Origin of the sequence: Paraburkholderia graminis (assembly GCF_003330785.1) — a bacterium.
Classification (GTDB): domain Bacteria; phylum Pseudomonadota; class Gammaproteobacteria; order Burkholderiales; family Burkholderiaceae; genus Paraburkholderia; species Paraburkholderia graminis.
The window spans coordinates 2084951-2108431 of record NZ_CP024935.1 but is presented as its reverse complement, the minus strand read 5'-3'; the positions used below and the strand labels follow the sequence as shown (position 1 = coordinate 2108431).

Here is a 23481-nt window from a genome sequence, read left to right as displayed (position 1 = left end):
GTACTATATGGATCAACGGGAACCGGCCCGGCAACAGCGATAGAAAGACCGGCGTGTACGCAGCGGCGGCGCGCCCGGCATGTTCCACGTGAGCGCATGCGGCGACCGGCGAGCCTGTCACGGCGATCCCGCCTGCGGCGGAGCTGACGAACCACGTGAAAATATGAACAAGTTTATTCGACCACCCGTCTCCTATCCGACCACGGTTGTTTTCGTCGACGACAACGACAACTACCTCGACGCGCTGCGCCGTTTCTTCCCGGATGTTTCCACCAATCTGTTTTTCTCGCGTCCGCAAACGGCGCTGGCTTTTATCCGTCAGCACGCGCGCGAAAACTCGCTCGAGTTCGCGCCGGCTTCCGCGTGTTTGAGCGAGACGGGCTTTGAACGCTTCGTCGAAACGTCGCCGCAGCGCGACGTGCTGGCGCGCGATTCGCGTTTCTCCGAGGTAGCCGCGGTCGTGGTGGACTACGACATGCCGGGTATAAGCGGCGTCGAGTTTCTGTCGTCCATCTCCAACCTGCATTGCGCAAAAATCCTGCTGACGGGCGTCGCCGACGAAACCGTCGCCGTCAAGGCATTCAATGCGGGCATTGTCGATTTATATCTGCGCAAGACCGACGCGGATTCGGCGAACCGGCTCGTGCATTTTCTGAAGGACGCGAAGAGCCGCCATTGCTCCGAGGCCGGTTGGCTCGCGTTGGGCGAGAACGGCATCACGTATTGCGATCCGCGCACGCGCAGCGTGATCGATCAGGTCGTGAAGGACAAAGGCATCGTCGAGTACTACTGGCGTCCCGAGCAGAATGCCATTCTGATGTTCGATCGCGAGGGAAGGGCGAGCGTGTTCGTCGCGTGGGCGGAGCACGACTGGATTGCGCAAGGCGAAATCGTCGCGGACGAAAGCGGCCCGGCCGAGTTGCTCAGGCAGATGGCCGTGCGCGAGGTCATGCCGCTCTTCTGGCCGCATCTTGCGTTCCGGTCGAATGTCGAATTCAGAATGCTCAAGCCGCAGCCCATTCCCGGTTGGGGCGACGCGTTCTACTGCTGGAGCCAGGTGGAGTCGCCGGAAGTGGCGCAAGGCGGCGTCAGGCCGCTGACGTTCGCGCAATGGCGCAGCGACCGGGCACGCTAGGGCTGCCGGCACGACGAGACATTCCATGCTGTTGGGGAAATGCGCGATGTGGCCATTCATGCGCGACAAGAGCCATGCAATTCCGATAGGGCTCGCGCAATGGTGCCTGGATGACGGCGCATTGGCGCGGTTTTATTGATCGCCCATAAGGCCCATGCGAATGAGCCGCTCAAGCCGCTCCGGCGTTCGCGCACAGAAAGCGGCACACTTCGTCATGCATGGCTTGCACGCCAGGGCTCGATTCGATGGCGCGCCAGCAGCCATGCACGAGTCCCGCGCCGATCCATAGCCGCGCTTGTCCGCCCGCCGCCTGAATGCGTTCGGCGAATACGCGAGCGTCGTCTCTGAGCGGATCGTGCTCCGCGCCGATCGCGAGCGTAGGCGGAAGGCTGCCATAACGTGCGGCGTCGAGCGGCACCGTCCACTCGGGATACGGCGCGCTTTCGCCCCAAGTTCCGCCCCAAGTTCCGCCCCGACTTTCGCCACAACTTCCGCCCCAATACATGTCGCGAAACGCGTGGACGTCGGCGAGCGTCAGCATCGGCGCGTGCGCTTCGGTATCGCGTGCGGGCGGCTGCGGGTCGGTGCCGAGCATCGGGTAGATCAGCGCAACACCGCGTATGCCGTCGATGCCCTCGTCGCGCAAACGCATCGCCACGCTGGCCGCGAGCGTGCCGCCGGCACTGTCGCCGGCCAGTTGCAACGCGGCGTCGGCGGGAAGATTGAAGGGCAGCCCGCGTTGCAGAGCGGCGCGCGTGATCTCCAGGCAGTCGTCGTGCGCGGCCGGCGCGCGGTGTTCGGGCGCGAGCCGGTAATCGACGGCGATCAAGTCGAGGCCCGTGTCCGCGGCAAGGCGCGCCGTGATCAGTTGATGGCTGTCCAGCGATCCAAGCACGAAGCCGCCGCCGTGGAAGTACAGCACGACGCCGCGCGGCATGTCGTCCGCTTTGGCACGGTTGCGATAGAGCCGCAACGCAATCGGATGACCCGCGGCAGTCTGGAATTGCGCATCTTCGGTGACGACTTCCGGCGGCAACGGCGGAGTGAGCGCGGCCGCGTAACGGTCATAGGCTTCGCGTTGCTCGGGCGGCGCGATGGACGCGCCCGACGTGTTATGTCCTCCGGGATACAGCGCGGCGGCTCGCGCGATGAACGCCGCCATTTGCGGCTCAAGCATGCTGTTGGCTCCGGCTGCGTTGCGCGGCGGCGGGCAGGCCGATCATGCGGCCCGCGTAGGCGGCGGCGGGTAATGCGGCTTGCGCGTCGGCCAGTTCTTTTACGCGCGCGGCGACGTCGGCGTCGAATGCGACCGAGCGCGGCCCGCTCGTATCGACATGCAGCAGCATTTGCTCGCCGGCGGCGACCGGCGTGTCGCCTTCGTCGGCGAACATTTCGAGGTAGAGATGCAGCCGCTTGGTGTCATGCGCGAGCACGCGCATATCCACACGCACGCGCGTGCCTTGCTTGATCTCATGCAGATAGTTGATGTGCGCTTCGAGCGTGTAGATAGAGCGGCCGCGTTCCTTGCGCACGGTGTCGGGCAAACCGATCCGGTCGATCAGCTCGTCGGTCGCGAAGCTGAAGATCAGCATGTAGAACGCGTCGCGCAAATGGCCGTTGTAGTCGACCCATTCCGCGCGGACCGTGTCGCGATAGCAGGGCAGGGAAGAAGCGGTTTGCGGCATGCTGCGGGTCTCCGTGGTCTTGGGTTTGTGTGCGGCGTGCGGCGTGCGACGCGCGAATCGGGTCGCGCGCCCCGTGCGCGGCGTGGCTTGCGGTCGCGCTCGCACCGATCGGCGGACGCCGATCCGCCGATCTTCAATCCGCAAATTGTCAATCCGCAGCCGTCAACCCATGCCGCGCCTTGGCCTCGCCAATCGCCGCGAGCACGCTCGTGATGCAGTCGTCGCGATAGCGCTCCAGTTGCTTGATCGAGCGCGGGCCGACCTGTTCGGCGGTGCCGTCGACAACGCGGTCGATCAGTTCGTCCGTCAGCTTCGGCGCTATCAGTTTAGTCCACGGAAGCTCCAGCGCGGGACCGAATTGCTGCATGAAATGGCGCATGCCCGCGTCGCCACCCGCGAGCGTGTAGGTGAGGAAGGTCCCCATGAAAGACCAGCGGATGCCCGCGCCGAAGCGGATTGCGTCGTCGATTTCGCCGGTGGTCGCGACGCCCTCGTTGACCAGATGCAGCGCCTCGCGCCACAGCGCTTCGAGCAGCCGGTCGGCGATGAAGCCGGGCACTTCCTTGCGAACCCGCAGCGGGCGCATCGATAGCGAGCGATAAATGCGCAGCGCGGCGTCGATGGTCTCAGAAGCCGTGCGCTCGCCGCCGAGCACTTCCACGAGCGGCAGCAGATAAACCGGATTGAACGGATGCCCGACGATGCAGCGCTCCGGGTTCACAGCGCGCGCATAGAAATCGCTCGGCAAAAGCCCGGACGTCGACGACGCGATGATCGCGTCGGGCTTCGCCGCGCGGCTGATCTGTTCGTGCAACGCGAGCTTCAATTCCTCGCGCTCGGGCGCGCTTTCCTGAATGAAGTCGGCGTCGGCGACACACGCCTCGATCGTATCGACAAAGCGCAATCGCGATGGCGACGCGCCTTCCGCGAGGCCGACGCGCTCGAGCGCGGGCCATGCATTCGCGACGTTCTCGCGCAACTGTTTTTCCGCGCCCGGCGCCGGATCCCACGCGATCACGTCGAGCCCATGCGCGAGCGCGCGCGCCACCCAGCCGCTGCCGATCACGCCCGCGCCGATCGCGGCAAATGTTTTGATGTTGACGATCACTGCCATTGCTGACGTTTCCTTGTTTGCCTATGCGTTGCTGGTTGTCGCGATCACGCGTATTCGCCGGCTGCGCGCCGTTCGAGTTGCCGTTCGCCGCGCGCGGGCAAGCCGAGCTTGCGCCGGCCTTCGGCGGGCGTCAGTGCGCGTCCGCCAAGACGCTCGATGATTTCCACCGCGCGCTGCACGAGCGTGCCGTTGGTTGCGGGCACACCTTTATCGAGCCAGATGTTGTCTTCGAGGCCGACGCGCACGTGGCCGCCGAGCAGCATCGCCTGCGCGACCATCGGCATCTGCATGCGGCCGATGCCGAAGCCGGCCCATTGCGCGCCGGGCGGCAGGTTGTCGGCCATCGCTTTCATGGTCGCCGTATCGGCGGGCGCCCCCCAGGGAATGCCGAGGCACAACTGAAAGAGCGGCGGCGCGTCGAGCAGCCCTTCCTTGAGCAACTGCTTCGCGAACCACAAGTGCCCCGTGTCGAAGATCTCCAGTTCGGGTTTTACGCCCAGTTCCTGAATGCGCGCTGCACCGGCGCGCAATTGCGCGGGCGTCGATACATAGAGGTAGTCGCCGTCGCCGAAATTGAGCGTGCCGCAATCGAGCGTGCAGATTTCCGGCAACAGCTCCTCGACATGCGCGAGGCGCGTCAGGCCGCCGACCAGATCCGTGTTCGCGCCGAAGCGCATGGGATCTTCGCCGGGACCGATTTCCAGATCGCCGCCCATGCCCGCCGTCAGATTGATGATGACGTCCGTGCCCGACGAGCGGATTCGGTCGACCACTTCGCGATACAACTGCGGATCGCGGCTGCCGCGTCCGGTCCTCGGATCGCGGACGTGGCAGTGCGCGACGGTCGCGCCCGCTTTCGCGGCTTCGATGGCGGCCTCGGCGATCTGCTTCGGCGTAACCGGAATCGCGGGATGCTTGCCGACGGTGTCGCCGGCGCCGGTGACCGCGCAGGTCACGATGACTTCATGGTTCATGCGTGCAAGTTCCTGTAGATGTTCAATGCGCGACGCTTCGGGAATCAAAGCCCGAGATAGGCTTTCACCGCAGGCAAACCGTCCTTGCCGTCGTAGGTCTTCACGCCGGCGAGCCACGCGTCGAGTATTTGCGGGTTTTTCTTCAGATAGGCTTTCGCGGCATCGGCGGGCTTTTGCTTGTTCATCACCGATTGCATCACCACGTTTTCGAGCTGCGTCGAAAAGCGCAGGTTGCTTACGAGCTTGCCCGCGTTGGGGCAACGCGTCAGGTAGTCGGGCGACGTCAACGTATAAACGCGCGCTTCGCCGTCGTTTGGGCCGAACACGCCGTCGCTGCCGGACAGGTACTTCATGTCGATCTGAATGTTCATCGGATGCGGTTCCCAGCCGAGAAACACCACCCATTTCTTGTCGCGGATCGCGCGCTCCACTGAAACGAGCATGCCGGCTTCGCTCGATTCGATCAGCTTGAAGCCGCCGAGCCCGAACTTGTTGGTGGCGATCATCTTCTGAATGGCCGCGTTGGCGCTGCTGCCAGGCTCGATGCCGTAGATCTTGCCGTCGAGCTGATCGCGATGTTTCGCGATGTCGGCGAATGTCTTGAGGCCCGCGTCGTACGCATAGCCGGGCACGGCGAAGGTTGCTTTTGCGCCGGTCAGGTTGGGCGGCTGCAGCACGTCGATTGCCTTCGAGTCGACGAACGGCGCAATCGCTTTCTCCTGCACCGGCCACCAGTAGCCGAGCGACACGTCGAGCTGTTTCGTCTTCAGACCCGCAAACGAAATCGGCACCGAAGCAACGGTGGTGACCGGCTGATAACCGAGCCCTTCGAAGACCGTGGAGGCGAGCGCGGTGGTCGACGTGATGTCCGTCCAGCCGATGTCGGCGAAACGCACCGCGCGGCACGCGGGCGGGTCCTGCGCGAACGCGGGCAGCGCGGCGACGGCGGCGCTGCCCGCGGCCGCGAGGCAGGCAAGCCGGGTAAGCTGTGCAAGCAGCGTGGTGATGCGTGACTTCATGACCTTCCCCTATTGACGCTTATGCACGTCTGACAGCGCGTTTTCGAAAGGGCCGCTTTGATGCGCGAATGCGAAGCGCGGCCCACCGGCAAGTGCTAAGTGATGCGTGAGGTGCTATGTGAGTCCATCGACGATGCGGTTGGAATGGCACTAACGTTAATGCCCCATATTGCCGCCAAAGCGACCATCAGCGACCCGTTCTTGCTTCCACGCGACAACGAGGGAAAACCAGCATGCGCGAGCGGGCGTCGGCATTGCAGCGAGCTTCCGGCGGCATTGCGGCACGGCATCGGCTATGGACCAATTTTGGCGCGCCTTGTCCGCTCGCAGTCTGCTTGCTACGCTCGCCGGAAACCGCACGTTCACTTGCGCTTTTCGCTGCTTTCGACGGCTTGTCACTTTCACGCCGCCTTTCACCGGATTCCCGCGACATGCCTGAAGAAATATCGTTTTTGCTGCTGCCGGGCTATTCGGCGATCGGCTTCATGTCCGCCGTCGAGCCCTTGCGCGTGGCGAACCGCTTTCGCGGCGAGTTGTACCGATGGCGCATTCTCAGTCTGGACGGCGCGCCGGTTGCAGCGAGCAACGGGATTTCGATCAACGCGGACGCGGCCATCGGCGACGTGCGTGATCTGGGTGGCACGGACAGCACGGCGACGCTCTTCGTCGTGGCGGGCTTCGAGCCGCTCGCCTGCTACACGCGCGAACTCGCCGAATCGTTGAAGCGGCTCGAGCGCGCGGGCGCGACGCTCGGCGGCATCGACACGGGCAGCTTCGTGCTCGCCGAAGCCGGGCTGCTGGGCGGCGCGGACAACGTGACCGTGCATTGGGAGGCGCTTTCGGCATTTCGCGAGCGTTATCCGTCGCTGGATGCCAGTCAGGAACTGTTCGAGATCGGCGCGCGGCGCATCACGTGCGCGGGCGGCACTGCATCGATCGACATGATGCTCGACCTGATCGGACGCAAGCACGGCGCGGCGCTCGCGTCGGCGGTGTCGGAGCAGTTCGTGGTGAGCCGCATCCGTCAGCGCTCCGACCATCAGCGCATGGAGATTGCCGCGCGCTACGGCGTGCACAACCGCAAGCTGATCCAGGTGATCGGCGTGATGGAGCAGCACATGGAAGAGCCGCTGACGCCCGACCGGCTCGCGCAGGAAATCGGCGTGACGCGCCGCCAGTTGGAGCGGCTCTTTTGCGCGTCGCTGAAGGACACGCCGACGCACTTCTATCTGCAACTGCGGCTCGGCCGCGCGCGCGAGCTTTTGCAACAGACCGACATGTCGATCACGTCGATTTGCGTCGCCTGCGGATTCGAGTCGCCGTCGCACTTCTCGCGGACTTATCGTGCGCGATTCGGTGCAAGCCCGAGGAGCGACCGGCAGGCGAGCGGCGGTTTGGTGCCACCCAAAGCGCTAATTAATGCACGTGTTGAAGGATTATCACAAGCGCAGCAACAGTGAATTCACCGATTCGGGGTTTACCCTAGGTCGCCGGCCTCCTAGACTGTGTTCATCGGCTGAAGACACAACGCCTTCAGCGCCTGACAAAACAATCTCTGGAGGTAGGTCATCATGAAATCGCTGATCGAAGCTGCTGTTATCGCCGCTCTTATTTCCGCACCGCTTGCTGCTTTTGCCCAGTCGAACCAGCCGGTCACGCGCGCTCAGGTTCGCGCCGAACTGGTTCAACTGGAGAAGGCCGGTTACAACCCGGCCACGTCGAACGACTACGATTACCCGGCGAACATCCAGGCCGCCGAAGCGCGCGTCGCCGCGCAGAACGGCACCGCTCAGACGAGCGGCTATGGCTCGGCGACCAATGGATCGTCGCAAGCAGGCAGCCGGGCTGAGGTCACTTCGAGCTCGTATTCGGCGCCGGTTTATGTCGGCCACTGATTGACGGCGGCGCGGCGAGGTTCGTCGCGCGATGGGTAAAAAAAGGCACGCCTCGGCGTGCCGTTTTCGACTGCTGACAAGCCACTTCAAAGCCTGGCCATGTGCCAGGCTTTGTCGTTTACCAGATGGTCCAACAAATCCGTGGTGAGGCGGTTTTGCCCAAATGACGTCGCTACGAATGGTCTATTCGTCGTAGTACTCGGACCGGGCGATCACGCGGTTTGTCCCGCGCGGGCACTGGCATGCGACGATATCGTTGTCTTTCACGGCGGCTGTTGCACCCGTCAACCCCCAGCCTGTCGCTGTGCCGAGCATGGGACCGTTGTGTCCGCAGCGTGCGCACGACGCAAGTCCTCCATCTTTCGCGAGCGCGCCATTTTCGTCGGAGAAGTTCTCGTCACCTTCGAGTACCACGCCGCCGGTCGTCGTCTTGTTGCCCTTAACTGCCAGCATCATTGCCATGCCAATCTCCGTCTAGAGTTGAAGTTGTTCTACCGGATCAGTACCGCTCGCGCGCTGCCTGCAACATCTTCAGACGGGTCTTTCCGTCAGGCGTGAATACCGTGTCGAACCGTACGAGCCCTTCCTGATGCAGGCGACAAGCCATCGTGAAGCTGACCATTACGCCGGGCTCCGAAGCGTGCACTTCGATCTCGACTGCCTTCAGGCGTGGCTCGTACTTGAGCAACGTCGACTCGATGGCATTGCGGAGCCTGTGTGTCGACGAGGGCAGATGCCGGTAGATTTCCGACAGGTCATCGAGTCCGAAGTCCGGCAGGTGCGCGAGCGACCGACGCCGGCTGTTAAGGATGCGTTCGATGTTGTCCCGCACCGAAAAGAACGTCTGTTCCTCCGGTGAAAAATCGGTCACCGTCGAGCCGTCGGCAAAATGCCCCGTGATCCGCTCGAAAAGTCCTGGTCCTGTACGCATGCGCGCCTCAATTCGCCATGCCGGCGATCGACGACAGCAGCCACCGGTCGATGGCAAGCCAGACAAGTCCCGCAGCGATACAGGCGACGAAAACCCACGCCAGCGGTGACAGCGGGCGCTGGCGCGAGCGCGAGGGGTTCACCACCAGCGGGCCTGACCGATCGGGCGCATTTCTGTCTGCGCCGCCACTCGTGGCGCGCGCAAGACGTTCGTCGATTGAACCGATGAGCTTCATGCGCGCCTCGGCCTCGTTCAGCGCATAACGACCCTTGAACCCGAGTCCGAGCACGACGGCGAAGATCGCCAGAAGAGGCAGCACGGGCTTCGCGTCGCGCAGGCGCTGACCCATCCGCCGGAGTAGTTCTTCGCCCGCATCATTGCGGCCGAACGCCCGCAACTGCAGTGGTTCGCGTTCCCATGCATCGCGCGCGGTTCCGTGGAGCCCGTTCAGGGCCGCTTCGTCGATCAGCGCGCAATGCGCATAGAGCGCGTCATCGATCACATCCTGCGGATGGCCACGCCTCTGCAGTTCCTCACGCAGGCTGGCAACCTGGGCGTCGGAATCTTCGCGCAGGACTTCCTGCGAGGGTGGGTTTGCGCTGCGAAGTGCAACGACAGTGCGTGCCGCGTCGCGCAGGGCGACAGGCAGCAGATCATGGGTCGGTTGTGCTGTGGCGAATTTCATGAGTGGTTCAGCGCTTTGCCTTCGGCATTTGCGACGTGAGCGACAGACTCACGTCCATGCCCTCGATCTGGAAGTGCGGAACAATGAAGAGTGCAACGCGAAAAAAACCTGGATTGTCTTCAATGTCCTCCACCACGACGCGGGCTTCACGCAGCGGATGCGAGCTTTGCAGGTCGTCCCCCGGTGTTGTCATGACCGTGACGAGCGAGCGGATCCAGGTGTTCAGTTCAAGTTCCAGCAGACGGCGGTCCTTCGTGGTGCCAATATTCTCGCGCTGGATCAACTTGAGATGGTGCGCGATACGCGAGAGCAGGAAGACGTACGGCAGGCGCGCATTGATACGGCTGTTGGCCGCAGCGTCGCGCGTGTCGAAGACAGCAGGCTTCTGCGTCGAATGCGCGGAATAGAAGCACGCGTAGTCGTGATTGCTGGTGTACGAAAGCGCTATGAGACCCTGGTCGGCGAACTCGAATTCGCGGGTTTCGGGAATCAGCGCGTCAGAGGCGATCTTGCCCAGATGGCCCGTATCGAGATCGTAAAGATGGACCGGCAGATCAGGTATCAGGCCACCGGCCTGAGGACCTCGTATCTGGAGGCACCAGCCGTTGCGCACGAAACTTCTCACCAGATTCACTGCAAAAACGAACGCCGCGTTCGCCCATAGGAAGGCGCTACTCCCGCCACCGCGGACGTCTTCGGTGTAGTTGAAAGCGCGCACGGTATTGCGGTCGAATCCGTACGGCAAGCGCGCGAGAAAACGAGGCAGCGTGAGCCCGACATAGCGCGCATCTTCCGTTTCACGAAACGCCTTCCACTTGAGATAGACCGCGCGCTCGAAGTGTCCGGACAGATCGCGTATGCCCGCGACTTCCTCCATCGACGTCCTGCCGAAGAATTCGGGCGAAACCGCGCCAATGAACGGCATGTGCGCCGCAGCCGCTACCTTCGACAGATTGCGCAGCAACGCAATGTCGGGCGCGCTTGCGTCGAATTCATAGTTGGCGATGATTGCGGCGAAGGGATAAGCACCAGGCGTGTCGTATTCCTGGGTGTACGTCTGCAGGAACAGGCCGCTCTGGACCAGCTCGGGTGCATCCTCGAAGTCCTGACGCAATGTCTCTTTCGAGACGTCGAGCACCTCGATATGCACGTTGCGACGGAAATCCGTCCGGTCGACGAGGAATTGCAGGCCGCGCCATGCAGACTCGAGCATCTGGAAAGCCGGATGATGGAGGATGGCGTCGATCTGCTTGCCGAGTAGCAGGTCGATGGCGGCGAGATGATGGTCGATGCGCAATGCGTTCACGCGCGCTCGCTCGTCGTTCGCCTGCTTCTGCTCGAACGTATCGTGTGCCGTGGTCTTCACGTGTTGCTGGATGTTGTTCTGGAAGCTTGCGCTCATCGTTCGGTGACTGACCTTTCCGCCTTCGCTTAACCCGTGATGTTTAGCATGCCGTACGTCTCAAAAACAGCTTTACACGCGGCAATTGTCACAGTCTGGTCAAAAGCAACAAACGTTGTCTGCGGCCGCGATCAATGCTTCACTGGCAGATAGAAGCCGCGTATCTTACTCACCCCAAATACCCATTGGTTACGCAGTCATTTTCTCGCGTAGCAGTGCTGATCAGGTGGCGCGGCGCGAAGCCGTGTTGGCTGTTGTTGTTTGTTTTTGTACCGGCGGGGGCGATAAAAGATGGCAAGCCTGTTTGACGAAGCGAGAAAGTCCGCATCCAGCCTGACGGCGATAGCCGGACGGCAAGCCTATTTTGTGGATGTGCCGGGAACCGACAGCGCGGCACAGCTCTCTGTCGTGAATTTCACCGCGACTGAGAAGATGGGGGCGCCCGGCGAAGTGCGCATTATTGCGACGCATCCGCAGCAGCTTCCACGCGCCGATTATCTGAACCGTGACGCGGTTTTCAGTATCGTGCCCGACGATGGCGTCGCGAGAAAGTTTTCGGGATACATCGAACGCTTCTCGACGATTCAGACGACAAAGGACTTCACGAAAATAGAGATTATCGTCAAGTCGCATCTCGGACGTCTCGGCGCTGTCACCAATACGCAGATCTACCAGCACCAGTCGACACCCGAGATCATCGCGGCGGTGATGCGTCGCCACGGCATCCGGGATTATCAGATGTCGTTTCGTCTCAGGAAGCAGTACCTGAAGCATCTGTTCCACTTTCAGTACAAGGTCGACGATCTGGCCTATGTCCAGATGCTCATGCAGAAGTCGGGCATCTACTGCTATATCGTCGAGACTGAGCACGGTGATCAGGTGGTCTTTGGCGACGACATTGACCACTACCTGTACGATCCACAACTGATTGTGCCGTACCGTGAAGCTGCCGGGCTGGAAGCAGGTGGAGTCGAGGCAATCACGTCGCTCAAGACACACACGGTCACCGTGCCACAGTCATTCCTGGTCGCCGACTACAACCCCGAGTCCGCATGGGAGCGATTCAGGGACGAGGCGAACGTCGCCCCGCAAGACCCGACCACGTATGGCCAACCGTACATCTACGGTACGAACCATCTGGATCAGCAGGGCGCAAAATGGGAAGCGCAACTGCGGCATGAAGCGGCGATCGCCCGGCAGGTCGTATACGAGGGCGAGAGCAATGTGCTCCAGCTTCAGTGCGCACGCGTGCTGGAAACGGACGTCTTGCTGCCGGACGCCCCAAAGGGGCAGGTGATCATCGAGGTCACGCACAGCGGTGCACGCGACAAGGCGTACACCAACAGTTACAAGGCCATCCCTGCGGACCGGCGCTTCCGTCTGGAAATCAAGCCGGAGACGTGGCCCAGGATCGCGGGCACACTCAGCGCGCGAATTTGCAGCCCGGATAAATACACTTATGGCTACCTGAATTCGGTCGGCTATTACGTCGTTCGCTTTGACGTGGATTTTGCCGACTGGCCGAAGGGTGGTGAAAGTGTGCCGCTACGTCTGGCAAAGCCGTTCGCGGGGAAGCTGCAGACCGGCATGCATTTCGTCGCGCTGGATAACGACGAGGCAGTGATCTCCTTCCGCGATGGGGACCCGGACAAGCCAGAAATCACAGCTTTTCACCATCACAGCCAGGCGCGAGACCTCGTCACGAACGATCGTCGCTGGCTCTCCCGCAACGTGATCCGCACGCAGAAGAATAACAAGCTGCGTATGGAGGACTGGGCGGGCCAGGAAGGCATCAAGCTGAGTACGGAGCATTCGGGCAAGTCGCAGCTGAATCTTGGGTATCTGGTGAACCAGAAGCTTGAGTACCGAGGGGAGGGGTATGAGCTGAGGACATCGGGGTATGGGGTCAACCGCGCGGGTAAGGGTCTGTACCTGACGGCATACGATCGTCCGGCTGCGAGCGGCAAGCAGCTGGACATGCAGGAGACCATCGCGCAGCTCGAGAGCGCGCTGGCCACGGCGAAGGCGCTTGCAGCGTCTGCGAGTAGCGCGAAGGCCGAGCCCGCCGATACGGATGCGCAGCAGCAGGTCAAGGACGATCTCGACGGTCTGAAGAAGCCGGGCATCCTGATTAGCACACCGGCCTCCGCGGCGCTCGTCACGGGCCAGGGTCTGCAACTCGCAGCAACGGACAATATTTCCGCCGTTGCCGGAAAGAACGCTGACTGGAGTGTGCTCAAGCAATTCACGGTCGCGGCGGGCGACAAGATCTCCCTGTTCGCCCAGAAGTTCGGCATCAAGATCTTTGCAGGGAAGGGCCCGATCGAGATTCAGGCCCAGAGCGATGCAATGTCGCTCGTCGCCAATAAGGATGTGTCGGTGTCGAGCGTTAATGGCGCAGTCTACATCCGCGCCCAAAAAGAGCTGACGCTTGAAAGCGGTGAAGCTTTCATTCAGCTCAAGAACGGCAGCATTACACTTGGTGGCCCGCTTGATCTCTTCATCAAAACAATCACGATCCAGAAGGCAGGCAAAGCGTCGATGTCTATTCCGATACCAGCTTTCCCTCTTTCTCTCGAGCCAGACGAAGAAGTCATCCGGCAAAGCTTCAGCCTGCTAAAGGACGGAACAACGCCGGTAGATGGATACCACTACGATCTCTACCGTGACGATGGTCTGCATACGCAAAGAGGTGAATATTCTGGTGGCGATACGACGACAATATCGGGGCAATCTCCTCTGAAGCTTGTTACATGGATGGCCCAAGACTCGGCACGGAAGGACGCATGAGCGATTTAAGTCCCTCTAACACAGATCAAGCCGCAAGCGGCATTGCTGCGGCACAGCCACTCGATGCCCAAACAAGGCTGCTTGCAGCAATGGCTTACGGTGAATCGTCGTTACAGGACAACCCTGATGAAATGATGGCGATTGCCAGCGTACTTGTGCGGCAACGCGATGCGCGCGGCTATTCCGACATGGCGACGTTCACGCGAAACGACAGTACATTCTCATTTGTAGTAAGTGATGGTAATGCTCGCTATAGCGCGCTAATGAAAGCCAAGGATGACAAAATTGCCAAAACACCGGGCATGCAGGCAGCTATCAGCGCTGCCCGCAACGCGCTTGCGGGTGGTCCGGACAAATCGAATGGCGCCTATTTTTGGGATGGAGCAGACATTAAAACGAACTATGCTCACCATTTCAAAGTAAAGCAGGGTATCAAGATCACCGACCCCAGCCACAACATCTATAACATCCAGGATTCGACCCATCTTGTCATTCTTTACAAGACTACGAAAATAAAAAATAAGAAAACACACCAGGTGACAGTCAAAAAAGAAGAAGTTGGACGCTACGATCACATCTACGACTCAACATCAGCCTATGGCGGTACGATCTTCTGGAAATTCAGTCAGGACTATCTGGACGTCACCCACGCGAAGGAATATAAATGAAAAAATTCGTTGCTGCCGCCTTCTTAACGGCCATGTGGAGCTTGGGGTACGGCGCACCTCCGGACGAAAATCTGGTAAAGAGTTGCCTTTTGGCGCAAGCATTTGCGCCCGCTGTTGCGATTAGAAGCCTGAATCCGCATGAAGTAACTCAGGAAGGTGAATATGCTGCAGGCTTTAATGCGACATATATGTTCAGGTATCGTGGCGCCAACGTCGGGTACGCAGAAAGCAATACCGATCAGGCCTTGATTTTTTTGAATAGGCTTCACAAGGTATCCGGGGCAATACCTTTAGGCGACAATCGTGGAATCAAACGCAGCGCGTTCGATCCGACGTTGGCGCAATGGAGCGTCGCAAAGGAGGGCAAGCAGGAATTCTTTTGCGTCAGCTTCAATTTTGATGGATTAGGGCGAAGCGGGAGTTTTCAAAATATTCACGGGGGATATTTGCTTAATACAAAAACAAAACAAATGTATTTTGTAGTGCGCGACGTCAAGCAATGATTGCCTATTCAGCTCCGACGCGACATCGCCACGGAAATCTCTGGATGATCTTCTGCTTGAAATAGCCGGCAAACAAATCAATCAGCTTCAGATGTAAGCACGCCTCATGTCCTTATTCTTCTAATGTCCTGGCCCATCCCCGTTTTTACAAAGATCGACTATCCCAAACCGATCTCCCTGCGCATATGGTTGCCGACGTTAGCCATCATTGGGGCGAGCGCGGCAGGCGCCGTACTGATGCTGTGGCCGCACGGCAAGCCAACAAATACGCTCGTGTTCTGGGCCACACTCGTTGGAGCGCCACTGGTCGCCTGTGCTTTGACGTTCGGTTTTAAGCTCGACCATTGGGAAGACGAGCAGACCGACGCGGAGGAGTCCGAAAAGGAGCAGAAGCGGCTTGCAGAACTGTGGCGTGAATGGACCCGCCGCCATTTGTCTATCGTGGACGTAGCCGTATTTCCGGCAAGCACGAATGAAGTTGACAAATTCGTCAATGCTAAGGTCGACATCCCGACCAACAGCGGTCGAAGCGTTACATTCGACTGGGCGAAGGGGCGCGCCATAGCGTTCCGACGCACGCGACTGTTGCATCTCATCGCCGTGCGTTTTGCCAACGTACTTCAGATCCGAAAAGAGGTCATCGTCACGCTGATGCTGGCTGACACGTCACCGGCACATGCTGAAGCATGGAGCCAGCGGGTCACGCGCGTTTTCGCGTTTTTGGCCCCGCAAACGAGATTTCACGTTGAAGTGCAATCGGCAAAGGATGGTGTTCAGTGGATTACCCGCCAGGTTGACCTGGTCGATACGGCCACGCGGCTTGTGATTGCCGCACAACTCTGGACAGATGATGACGAAGAGCACGAGTTCAGTGAAGGCGTGGCGGCCTTTCTTATTGAACCAGGTGTCTCGCACGTGGGTTCGATATTCCGTCCCATGACAACGACACGCGACACGCTGGAAACAGGCCTCGCACAGATCAAGGACTACCAGATACCCCCTGAACGTCTGGCACTTGCGTGGTTCACCCGCTGCGAAGAGGAAGAGTCGACTGCGATCCGCTCGGCGCTGACGCAGGACCCGAAAGATTCCGCAGTCGAACGTCTGCTCGACAAATTCCTGGGATCGCCGGGGCCGGCCAGTGGCTGGATAGCACTCGCGATTGCGATGGAAGCAATGCGCGGTGCTGGGCCTCAACTGGTTGCCTGGCGCGAACCCGAGTCTGAAGCCCTTCATCTGTGCACGGTCTCGCCCCTGCGTCAAAAGGAAACAACGGTTTGAAGAGCGAAAAGAAACATATCGTGGGACGGCTTCTAGTTGGTGCCGCGGTCATCGCAATCGTGGCGTGGGTGGTTTTCCTCACGGTCGACATAGACGATCTGATCGCCTGGTCGACCCGGTATCGGACCATTCTTGTCCCTGCTGCGCTGGCCGCGGCCATCGGAGTCGGCTTTCTTCTTCTGCGACGCAAGCAGAAGCGGGACACGATCCAGCAGGCATCGAAAGAGCAGGGTGCCGAACCGCCGCAAAAGACCGATCCCGCCGCTAACGCCGCAAAGAATCGGGCCGAGCAGGTCGTAGCCTGGGCCAAAGACCTGAAGCAGAACCTGCAGCAGAAACGGTGGTTTCGCTGCGCTTACGTCCAGCCGTGGGTGCTGGTGGCGGGCGACGCCTCGACCGTGACCGCGTGGATGCCGGAACTCGCAACCCAAGGCTCACTGGTGACAGACGACGCTGTGCTGCTCTGGGGCGGCCTCGGAGCCGACGGTCGTCCGGATGAACTGTGGCTGCGCCAGATTCGGCGGCTGCGGCCCGGCCGTCCGCTCGATGCGATCGCACTCGTGCTCGATGGTGCGAGTGCTTTGCCTGACCGTCCGCAAGGGAAGACCGCCTGGGGTCTTCAGCTTGCTCGCATCACGGAGGTTCTGCGCTGGTCCGCTCCGGTCTATGTCGTTGACGTCGTCGGCATCGATTCCGTGCATGGGACCGGCACGCCCGTGACCGGCTGCGAATTCACCCGTCCGCTCAGCGTATCCGCCGTAGAAAAGTCACTGCTAGATCTGCGTGACCGGATGGCTGACCGCAGCGTGCATCAGCTTGCCGCCAACGGCAACGACGACTACGCATCGGAACTCTCCCGTCGGCTCGATACGCGCGCGACACCGCTGGCGAGCTGGATCACGCGGCTCTCCGACCGGCAGCGGCGGGCGTTACCCCTCGCGGGTGTCTTCTTCGCCCCGCTGGCCATCGCTGGTGCAACGACCTCTGGACTTCCCGACAGCGCAAATCTGCCGCTGTGGCGCCATTTCGCTGTCACCGCGAGCAATACGCCGGGCCGCCGTACTCTATTCAATCCGGTGACGATCGTCTCCACAATCGCGCTTGCCACCATCGGCCTCTGTAGCATCGGCATGCTCATCTCCGGCATGAACAACGCCCACGAGGTCATGCTCACGAAAGAGTCCCTGCAGACGCTCAACCGTGCGAGCGACACCCCGGCACGCCTGCGCGCACTGCTTGGACTGCAGCAGCGCATCGGCCTGCATGAGGCACGTGTGCAGGAACATACCCCACTGCTCACCCGCTTCGGTCTCAACCACGACAGAGCCGTACTCAACGCATTGTGGACGCCTTACGCGCGCGCCGCAAAGCCGCTCCTCGTCGCGCCCGTCCAACAGGACATCGAAGGCCAACTCGTCGACCTCGGACAGATGTCAACGGCCCAGCTCGACAACCGGAGCAGCCAGATGGCGCAGGATGGCCAGCAGGCGCTCAAAACTTATCTCATGATGGCCGAGCCGCAACGCGCACAAGCTGCCTTTATGACGCCGCAACTTCAGCATCACTGGAACGTCGACACCGGCCTGCAATCCGGCGAAAAACTCGACCTGTCCGAGCGGCTGATGGGCTTCTGGGCGCAGCACTTTGCCGCTCATCCTGACTGGCGCATCCAGCCGCGCGAGGATCTGGTGGGTAACGCGCGCCAGACGCTGCTCGCGATCATCGGCGTAAAGAACTCCGAGGACACGATCTACCAGAGCGTGCTCGACTCGGTGGGCCACAAGTATCCCGATCAGACTCTCGCGTCCCTGACCGCTGGCACGGATACGCGCGGTCTCTTCTCGACGTCCGCGACGGTAGCCGGCGTCTTCACGCGCCAGGCATGGGAAGGGTCCATCGAGGCCGCGATCGACGAAGCGGCGAAGCATAACGGCGTCACGGCTGACTGGGTGCTCGCCAATACCGGTGGCGCACAGCCCGGCTCGGCGTCGGATGGACAGACTCCGGAGGCGTTGCGCGCGGCCCTGCGCGCCCATTACTTCTCCGACTACGTCGAGCACTGGCAGGATTTCATGAACAGCATCCGGTGCGCCGCGGCACCCACGCTGCCTGCCGCCGTTGGTCAACTTAAGCTCATCGCCGATGCTCGACAGTCGCCGCTCATTGCGCTGATGAAGTCGCTGACATGGCAGGGTGGGGCAGGCGTGCAGCAGGCGTCGCTTTCCGATGCGCTCGTCACCAAGGCGCAAAACCTGTTCGGCAAAAAGGACGACGCTTCACAAAGCGCGCGGGTGAATCCGGCCGGTCCGCTAGACGCTTCCTTCGGCCCCGTACTCAAGCTCGTTGGCCAGACGGTTAGCGGCAACGCGGCGCCCGCGGCCGGCAGCGACCTGAGCATGGAGCGCTTCACCGAACGAGTGACCACGCTGCGCCTGAAGCTGCAGCAGATCAGCGACGGTGCGGACCCCGATGACCAGGCGCGCCAGGTCGCCCAGTCGCTTTTCCAGGGCAAGGGTTCGGAACTCTCCGATACGCTTTCCTACGCCCAGCTCGTTGCCGCCAGTCTCGGTGAGCAGTGGGCGGGCATGGGCGGAGCGCTCTTCATACAGCCTATCGAACAGGCCACGCAGACCGTGCTCAGACCTGCTGAAGCGAGCCTGAACGACGCATGGCGCCAGACGATCGTCGCTGCCTGGAACCGGTCATTTGCGGGGCGCTATCCGTTTGCCAGCACGGCCAACGATGCCTCGCTGCCCGAGCTTGCCCGCTTCGTGCGCCCGCAGGGTGGTCTCATCAACACGTTCCTCTCCACCCAGCTCGCCGGTGCCCTGCAGTTACAGGGTGACCAGTGGGTGGCGGCATCGGGCGGAACAGGCGCGGGCAGCACGGCGCGCTCATTCGATCCCGGCTTCCTCAAAGCCGTCAACACACTGCAGCAGATTGCCGGCCACCTGCTCGCACAGGGTGAGCCGCAGTACACATTCGCGCTGCAGCCCATGCCCACGCCCGGCGTGACGGATACGTTGCTCACGCTCGACGCGCAGACGCTCCACTACTACAACCAGGTGCAGAACTGGCACACGATGACGTGGCCGTCGAACAATCCGCAGAGCGCCGGCACCCGGATCGAATGGCAGACCGATATGGCAGGTACGAACAAGAGCTTCGAGTTCACCGGTCGCTGGGCGCTCGTACGCATGCTCGAGCGGGCAAAAGTCGAACCGGTGGACAGCGCGACCTACCAGTTGACCTGGCAGGCGAAACCCGAAGGCGTCGATCCCAAGCCGGGCATGACAAAGGTCGACGCAACCGCCGACTCCGCGGCGCTCACGACACAGGAGCCGCTCGAAGGAGCTCCGCTGATCATGACGCATCCGTTGAGTTGTCTGATTCGCACGGATGTCGGCAAGGGTCCGCTCGAACTGCTGGCACTCAGGGGCTTCACGTTGCCCTCGCGTATTTTCATTGATCGCTCGGCGCCTGCCGCGAAGCAGCCTGTGACCGCCGGTCCGCCGCCGCTGCCAAAGGCCGCGCTGGCGGCCGCGAAGCACGCTGCCGTGCCGATCCCGCAGGGGAGCGTACCGGAGTGAAAATCCACGCACGCCTGAATGCGGTTCCCGACTGCTTACCCCGACCATGACAGACCCCACCCGAGACAACGAGATCCTGCGCTATTACGAGGCAGAAATGCGCTACCTGCGCGAAGCCGGCAAGGAGTTCGCGCGGGCGTTTCCCGATCGCGCGCGCGAACTGGACCTCGACCGCGTAGGCGAGCGTGACCCGCATATCGAGCGGCTCTTCGAGGGCTTTGCCTTCCTGATGGGACGCCTGCGCCACAAGCTGGATGACGAACTGCCTGAACTGACCGAAGGGCTCGTCAGCATGCTGTGGCCGCACTACTTGCGCATGATTCCCTCGCTCGCCATCCTCGAGCTCATCCCCGAAAAGGGTGCGCTGCAGAAGCACGAGACGCTCGAGGCAGGTCTGGAGGCCACGTCCGATCCGGTGGGCGAGGGCAACGTCGCGACCGAGTGCGTGTACCGCACGACCCAGGCGGTCGACATGTATCCGCTCGCGCTGAGCGAAGCCGGGGTCTACGCGCGCGAGGATGGGCGCTCCGTCATCCGTCTGCGTCTGGACATTCAGACGCAGACGGAACGCACACGGCTTCAGGTGCCACGTCTGCGCCTGTATCTCAATGCTGACCGGCCCGTCGCGCTCGCGCTTTATGCTGCTCTCACGGCAAAGCCGGTGGCCATGCATGTGCGTGTACCGGGCTGGCCCGAAGACAGGCCAGGTGCGCCGGTCCCAATGCCGGGCCTGCGCCTCGCGCCCGCCGGTTTTGTGGCCGAAGAACGCCTGTGGCCCAAAGCCGATAACGCGTTCGGCGGCTATCAGCTGCTGCTCGAGTATTTCACGTTCCCCGAAAAGTTCATGTTCGTCGATCTGTTCGGACTCGATCTTCAGGCGATCCCCGCGTCGGCTACATCGGTCGATGTGGAAGTCGTGCTCGAGCGACCGTATCCGGACGACATGCGTTTGAGTGCGGACAATATCCGTCTCTATTGCACGCCGGTGATCAACCTCTTCACGGTAGGCGCGGAACCCGTGACGGTCACGCAGCACGAGACCGAATACCGCGTGCGCGCGCGAGCGGAGCACGGTTCGCTCATCGACGTCTATTCGGTCGACGGCGTGGAGTATTTCGAGCGCGGCCGGCGCTTCGAATACGTGCCTTTCGCCGCGTTCAAACACCGTGGCGGCATGCTGCGTCACGACATGCCCGAGCGCTACTACCACACCCGAACGCGGCGCGGTCCGTCCGGGCGGTTCGATACCTGGATCGTGCTCGGCGGCCATGCCTGGGACCAGGCGAATACGCTGCCCACCGAAACGCTGACGCTGTCGGTGACGGGTACGAACGGCATGCTGCCGCGCAAGGCTTTGCGTGAAGCAGGCATTACGCGCATGCGCGGCGGGTTCACCAACATTGGCGCGATCCGCAACCTCACGGCGCCGACGCTGCCGGTCTATCCGCCTACGGGCGACCGATACCACTGGCGCGTGCTCTCGCATCTTGCGCCGAACTATCTGTCGCTGCTCGACGCAGAGATTCTTCGCGGCTCGCTTGCGCTCTACGACTGGACGGACGGCGAACTCAACAGCCGGCGCATCAACGCCATCACCGACGTCCGGCACCGGCCGCTCAGCAAACTTGTGAAGGGCGGACTGATGCGCGGCGTGGAAATCACCGTCACTCTCGATGCAGGGCGCTTCGCCGGCGACGGAGACCTCGAACTTTTCGGCAGCATGCTCAACCGCTTCATCGGACTTTATGCGACGCTGAACCTCTACACGAGATTGGTGATCGTGGCGCAACCGACGGGACGCCGTATTGAATGGCCCGAAACGAAAGGCGAGGGGGCACCGTTTTGAACGCACGCCCGATGCCTTTGGCCGGACCAGCGAACACTGCGCCGCTTATGCCCGCGCTCCTCGATCAGGCGAAGCGGATGAACTTCATCCGTTTCTGCGAACTGCTCGAACTGGCCGCACCGGATATGCCGGCCCTGGGAACGACGGATTCGCCCGCTACGGACCCCATCCGGTTCCGCTCGCGTGCGCAACTCGGTTTTCCGGGCCGCGAGATCGACGCGGTCAGATATGACATCGACGATCCTGCAGCTCCGCCGTCGGTGGTGACGACATTCCTTGGGTTCTATGGCGTCGATGCGCGCATGCCCGCGTACTTTGTCGACGAAGTGGCGCAGCACCGCGACGGCGCGGAGCCTCTGTCGGCGTTTCTCGACATCTTCCACCATCGCATCATTACGCAGTTGTATCGTGTCGCGCGCAAATACCGATATCCGATCGGCTTCAGGCGGGACGGCACAGACCCGGTGTCGCGCTATCTGCTCAGCTTCGCCGGTTTCGGGTTTAGTGCACCGACGCGCGCAGCTAGTTCGATTCCCGGCCAGTCGGCGGCGGTGGGCAACGAAGTGCAGAAATCCAACGGCGCACGCCAGAGACTCGCAGAGGTGGCCGACAAGCGTCGGCTCCTCTCGATGCTCGGCCTCGCCATGCAGAAAACGCGTACCGCGGAAGGGCTGGCCGGCGTGCTGCAGCATGCGGTGCCGGACGCCGCGATCACGGTTGAGGAATTCCATCCGGTCTGGCGGCAAGTCACTGACTTTGAGCCCGCTGCGCTCGGTGAACAGTGCCTGCTCGGCCGCGGCTTTTACGACCGTGCGAACGTCGTGCGGGTCGTGATCACGCCGGCTTCGCGTGAGACGGTGCTATCGCTCGTGCCGGGGCAGTCCACCCATCGCGAGATCATGACGCTGCTGCGGTTCTACCTGGGCTACGAGAGCGAAGCGGATCTCGAAATGCATGTACGCGCGGACCTGATGCCCAGGCCCACGCTCGAGCCGCGTCAGGCGAACCTGGGTTTTACGGCACAACTGGAAGCATCGCCCCAGTCTGCGCCTGACGCATCGGCGCGTATCACGCGCGTGCAGCTTGGTCGATGGAACGGAGCGCGGGACGCGGCATGAAGAGCAGCGAAACGAACGGGGGCGTCGTCGAAATGCACAAAAAGATCACACGCGCGGCACGCCGCGCCGGTCTCGCGATTGCAATCCTGTCGACTGTCGGGTTGAGCGGGTGCGGTGCTGCGCAGGCCGTCGGTGACGGAACCGTGGACGCCGCAAAGTGGGCGTTTACGACGCAGGTCAAAACGATGAATGTGGATCTCTCAAGCCGTGCGTTGCTTAATGCGGACGCCAAGGGGCAATCGCTCTCGACGGTAGTGCGTTTCTACCAGCTCAAGGATGCGAGGACATTTGAACAACTGAATTATTCGGAGCTGCAGTCTAACGATCTGAACTTACTGAAGGCAGACCTGCTGGCCACGAAGGACGTTGTGCTGCGGCCAGGCGCAAGCGCAAGCCTCGCCGAACCGATGAACCCGGATGCACAGGTCGTCGGAGTGGTCGCATTCTTCCGGGAGCCGGCACAGGACAGATTGTGGAAGCTCGCTATCCAGAAGAAGCAGTGGAAGAAAACCGACCCTGTAAAAATCGAGGCCAGCGGCAACGAGCTGGTGCTGATGGGTGCGGATTCCCCGCCGATCAAACACGAAGCGCCTCAGCAGACGATACCGGCAAGCCCCACGTCGGCGGTGGGGCCGGCCGCGCAATCGGGCGCGCGCAAGCAGGGCTGACGGGACCGCGCTGCATCTTCTGCAAATGTCTGAACTGCAACTCCTGCGCTGCAGCGTGTGTCCGTTTACCGATTGCCATCTTGATGCCCTTACCGCGCCTTAGAGATGCCTGCCGCGGACTTCTGTCAAGATTTGTTGCCGCTTGCCTATCCCGAATTAAGTTCGTTTACCTTAATG

At 61.6% G+C, this 23481-nt stretch carries 20 protein-coding genes; 11 read left to right on the top strand and 9 right to left on the bottom strand.

Going from position 1 to position 23481, the window contains the following annotated elements; translation table 11 throughout:
* The first annotated feature begins 163 nt into the window (after positions 1 to 163).
* The gene (locus tag CUJ91_RS27525) at positions 164 to 1135 is read left to right on the top strand and encodes a response regulator (RefSeq protein WP_006049455.1); all 972 of its coding nucleotides are present in this window, start codon (positions 164 to 166) and stop codon (positions 1133 to 1135) included.
* Between the two features lie 169 nt (positions 1136 to 1304).
* Here CUJ91_RS27525 and CUJ91_RS27520 read toward each other — a convergent pair whose 3' ends face one another.
* From CUJ91_RS27520 to CUJ91_RS27500, 5 genes are all read right to left on the bottom strand, one after another.
* Positions 1305 to 2312: an alpha/beta hydrolase gene (locus CUJ91_RS27520; RefSeq protein ID WP_107706839.1), complete on the bottom strand. Its 1008-nt coding sequence runs from the start codon at positions 2310 to 2312 to the stop codon at positions 1305 to 1307.
* On the bottom strand, positions 2305 to 2820 hold the full coding sequence (locus tag CUJ91_RS27515; protein ID WP_107706838.1) for a thioesterase family protein: 516 nt from the start codon (positions 2818 to 2820) through the stop codon (positions 2305 to 2307). Before CUJ91_RS27515 ends, CUJ91_RS27520 begins: the two co-directional genes overlap by 8 nt.
* 148 nt (positions 2821 to 2968) lie before the next feature.
* Complete coding sequence (locus CUJ91_RS27510; protein ID WP_107706837.1) at positions 2969 to 3934, bottom strand: L-carnitine dehydrogenase; 966 nt, start codon at positions 3932 to 3934, stop codon at positions 2969 to 2971.
* Between the two features lie 44 nt (positions 3935 to 3978).
* Positions 3979 to 4908 carry a 3-dehydrocarnitine:acetyl-CoA trimethylamine transferase CdhC gene (gene cdhC / locus CUJ91_RS27505; RefSeq protein WP_114158084.1) on the bottom strand — a complete coding sequence of 310 codons (930 nt, stop codon included), beginning with the start codon at positions 4906 to 4908 and terminating at the stop codon, positions 3979 to 3981.
* A gap of 44 nt (positions 4909 to 4952) precedes the next feature.
* Positions 4953 to 5927 carry a choline ABC transporter substrate-binding protein gene (locus CUJ91_RS27500; RefSeq protein WP_107706836.1) on the bottom strand — a complete coding sequence of 325 codons (975 nt, stop codon included), beginning with the start codon at positions 5925 to 5927 and terminating at the stop codon, positions 4953 to 4955.
* A gap of 431 nt (positions 5928 to 6358) precedes the next feature.
* On the opposite strand from CUJ91_RS27500, the gene CUJ91_RS27495 reads away from it, so the two are divergent.
* Both CUJ91_RS27495 and CUJ91_RS27490 read left to right on the top strand, forming a co-directional pair.
* On the top strand, positions 6359 to 7387 hold the full coding sequence (locus CUJ91_RS27495) for a GlxA family transcriptional regulator (RefSeq protein ID WP_107707127.1): 1029 nt from the start codon (positions 6359 to 6361) through the stop codon (positions 7385 to 7387).
* Positions 7388 to 7498: 111 nt separating this feature from the next.
* Positions 7499 to 7822, top strand: a complete 324-nt coding sequence (locus tag CUJ91_RS27490) for a DUF4148 domain-containing protein (RefSeq protein ID WP_107706835.1) — start codon at positions 7499 to 7501, stop codon at positions 7820 to 7822.
* Between the two features lie 183 nt (positions 7823 to 8005).
* On the opposite strand, the gene CUJ91_RS27485 is transcribed toward CUJ91_RS27490, so the two are convergent.
* The 4 genes from CUJ91_RS27485 to tssC are packed head-to-tail and all read right to left on the bottom strand — an operon-like array spanning position 8006 to position 10840.
* Entirely contained in the window at positions 8006 to 8284 is a 279-nt protein-coding gene (locus CUJ91_RS27485; RefSeq protein WP_107706834.1) for a PAAR domain-containing protein, read from the bottom strand.
* Between the two features lie 37 nt (positions 8285 to 8321).
* On the bottom strand, positions 8322 to 8753 hold the full coding sequence (gene tssE / locus CUJ91_RS27480) for a type VI secretion system baseplate subunit TssE (RefSeq protein ID WP_053860061.1): 432 nt from the start codon (positions 8751 to 8753) through the stop codon (positions 8322 to 8324).
* 7 nt (positions 8754 to 8760) lie between these two features.
* Positions 8761 to 9438, bottom strand: a complete 678-nt coding sequence (locus CUJ91_RS27475) for a DotU family type IV/VI secretion system protein (protein WP_107706833.1) — start codon at positions 9436 to 9438, stop codon at positions 8761 to 8763.
* Positions 9439 to 9445: 7 nt separating this feature from the next.
* A complete protein-coding gene (tssC, locus tag CUJ91_RS27470) occupies positions 9446 to 10840 on the bottom strand; it encodes a type VI secretion system contractile sheath large subunit (protein WP_114157635.1) in 1395 nt (464 codons plus the stop codon).
* Positions 10841 to 11131: 291 nt separating this feature from the next.
* On the opposite strand from tssC, the gene CUJ91_RS27465 reads away from it, so the two are divergent.
* From CUJ91_RS27465 to tssJ, 8 genes are all read left to right on the top strand, one after another.
* Complete coding sequence (locus CUJ91_RS27465) at positions 11132 to 13630, top strand: type VI secretion system Vgr family protein (RefSeq protein WP_114157634.1); 2499 nt, start codon at positions 11132 to 11134, stop codon at positions 13628 to 13630.
* A complete protein-coding gene (locus CUJ91_RS27460; RefSeq protein WP_053860064.1) occupies positions 13627 to 14298 on the top strand; it encodes a hypothetical protein in 672 nt (223 codons plus the stop codon). Before CUJ91_RS27465 ends, CUJ91_RS27460 begins: the two co-directional genes overlap by 4 nt.
* Positions 14295 to 14801: a hypothetical protein gene (locus CUJ91_RS27455; RefSeq protein WP_107709377.1), complete on the top strand. Its 507-nt coding sequence runs from the start codon at positions 14295 to 14297 to the stop codon at positions 14799 to 14801. The genes CUJ91_RS27460 and CUJ91_RS27455 overlap by 4 nt, the downstream gene beginning before the upstream one ends.
* Positions 14802 to 14924: 123 nt before the next feature.
* Positions 14925 to 16082, top strand: coding sequence for a hypothetical protein (locus tag CUJ91_RS27450; RefSeq protein WP_114157633.1), 1158 nt, complete (start codon positions 14925 to 14927; stop codon positions 16080 to 16082).
* Positions 16079 to 19672, top strand: a complete 3594-nt coding sequence (locus CUJ91_RS27445) for an ImcF-related family protein (protein WP_114157632.1) — start codon at positions 16079 to 16081, stop codon at positions 19670 to 19672. Before CUJ91_RS27450 ends, CUJ91_RS27445 begins: the two co-directional genes overlap by 4 nt.
* Before the next feature lie 46 nt (positions 19673 to 19718).
* On the top strand, positions 19719 to 21518 hold the full coding sequence (gene tssF / locus CUJ91_RS27440) for a type VI secretion system baseplate subunit TssF (RefSeq protein WP_114157631.1): 1800 nt from the start codon (positions 19719 to 19721) through the stop codon (positions 21516 to 21518).
* Positions 21519 to 21529: 11 nt separating this feature from the next.
* Positions 21530 to 22636: a type VI secretion system baseplate subunit TssG gene (gene tssG / locus CUJ91_RS27435; protein WP_053860069.1), complete on the top strand. Its 1107-nt coding sequence runs from the start codon at positions 21530 to 21532 to the stop codon at positions 22634 to 22636.
* 32 nt (positions 22637 to 22668) lie between these two features.
* Positions 22669 to 23304: a type VI secretion system lipoprotein TssJ gene (gene tssJ, locus CUJ91_RS27430; protein WP_114158083.1), complete on the top strand. Its 636-nt coding sequence runs from the start codon at positions 22669 to 22671 to the stop codon at positions 23302 to 23304.
* Positions 23305 to 23481: the final 177 nt, after the last annotated feature.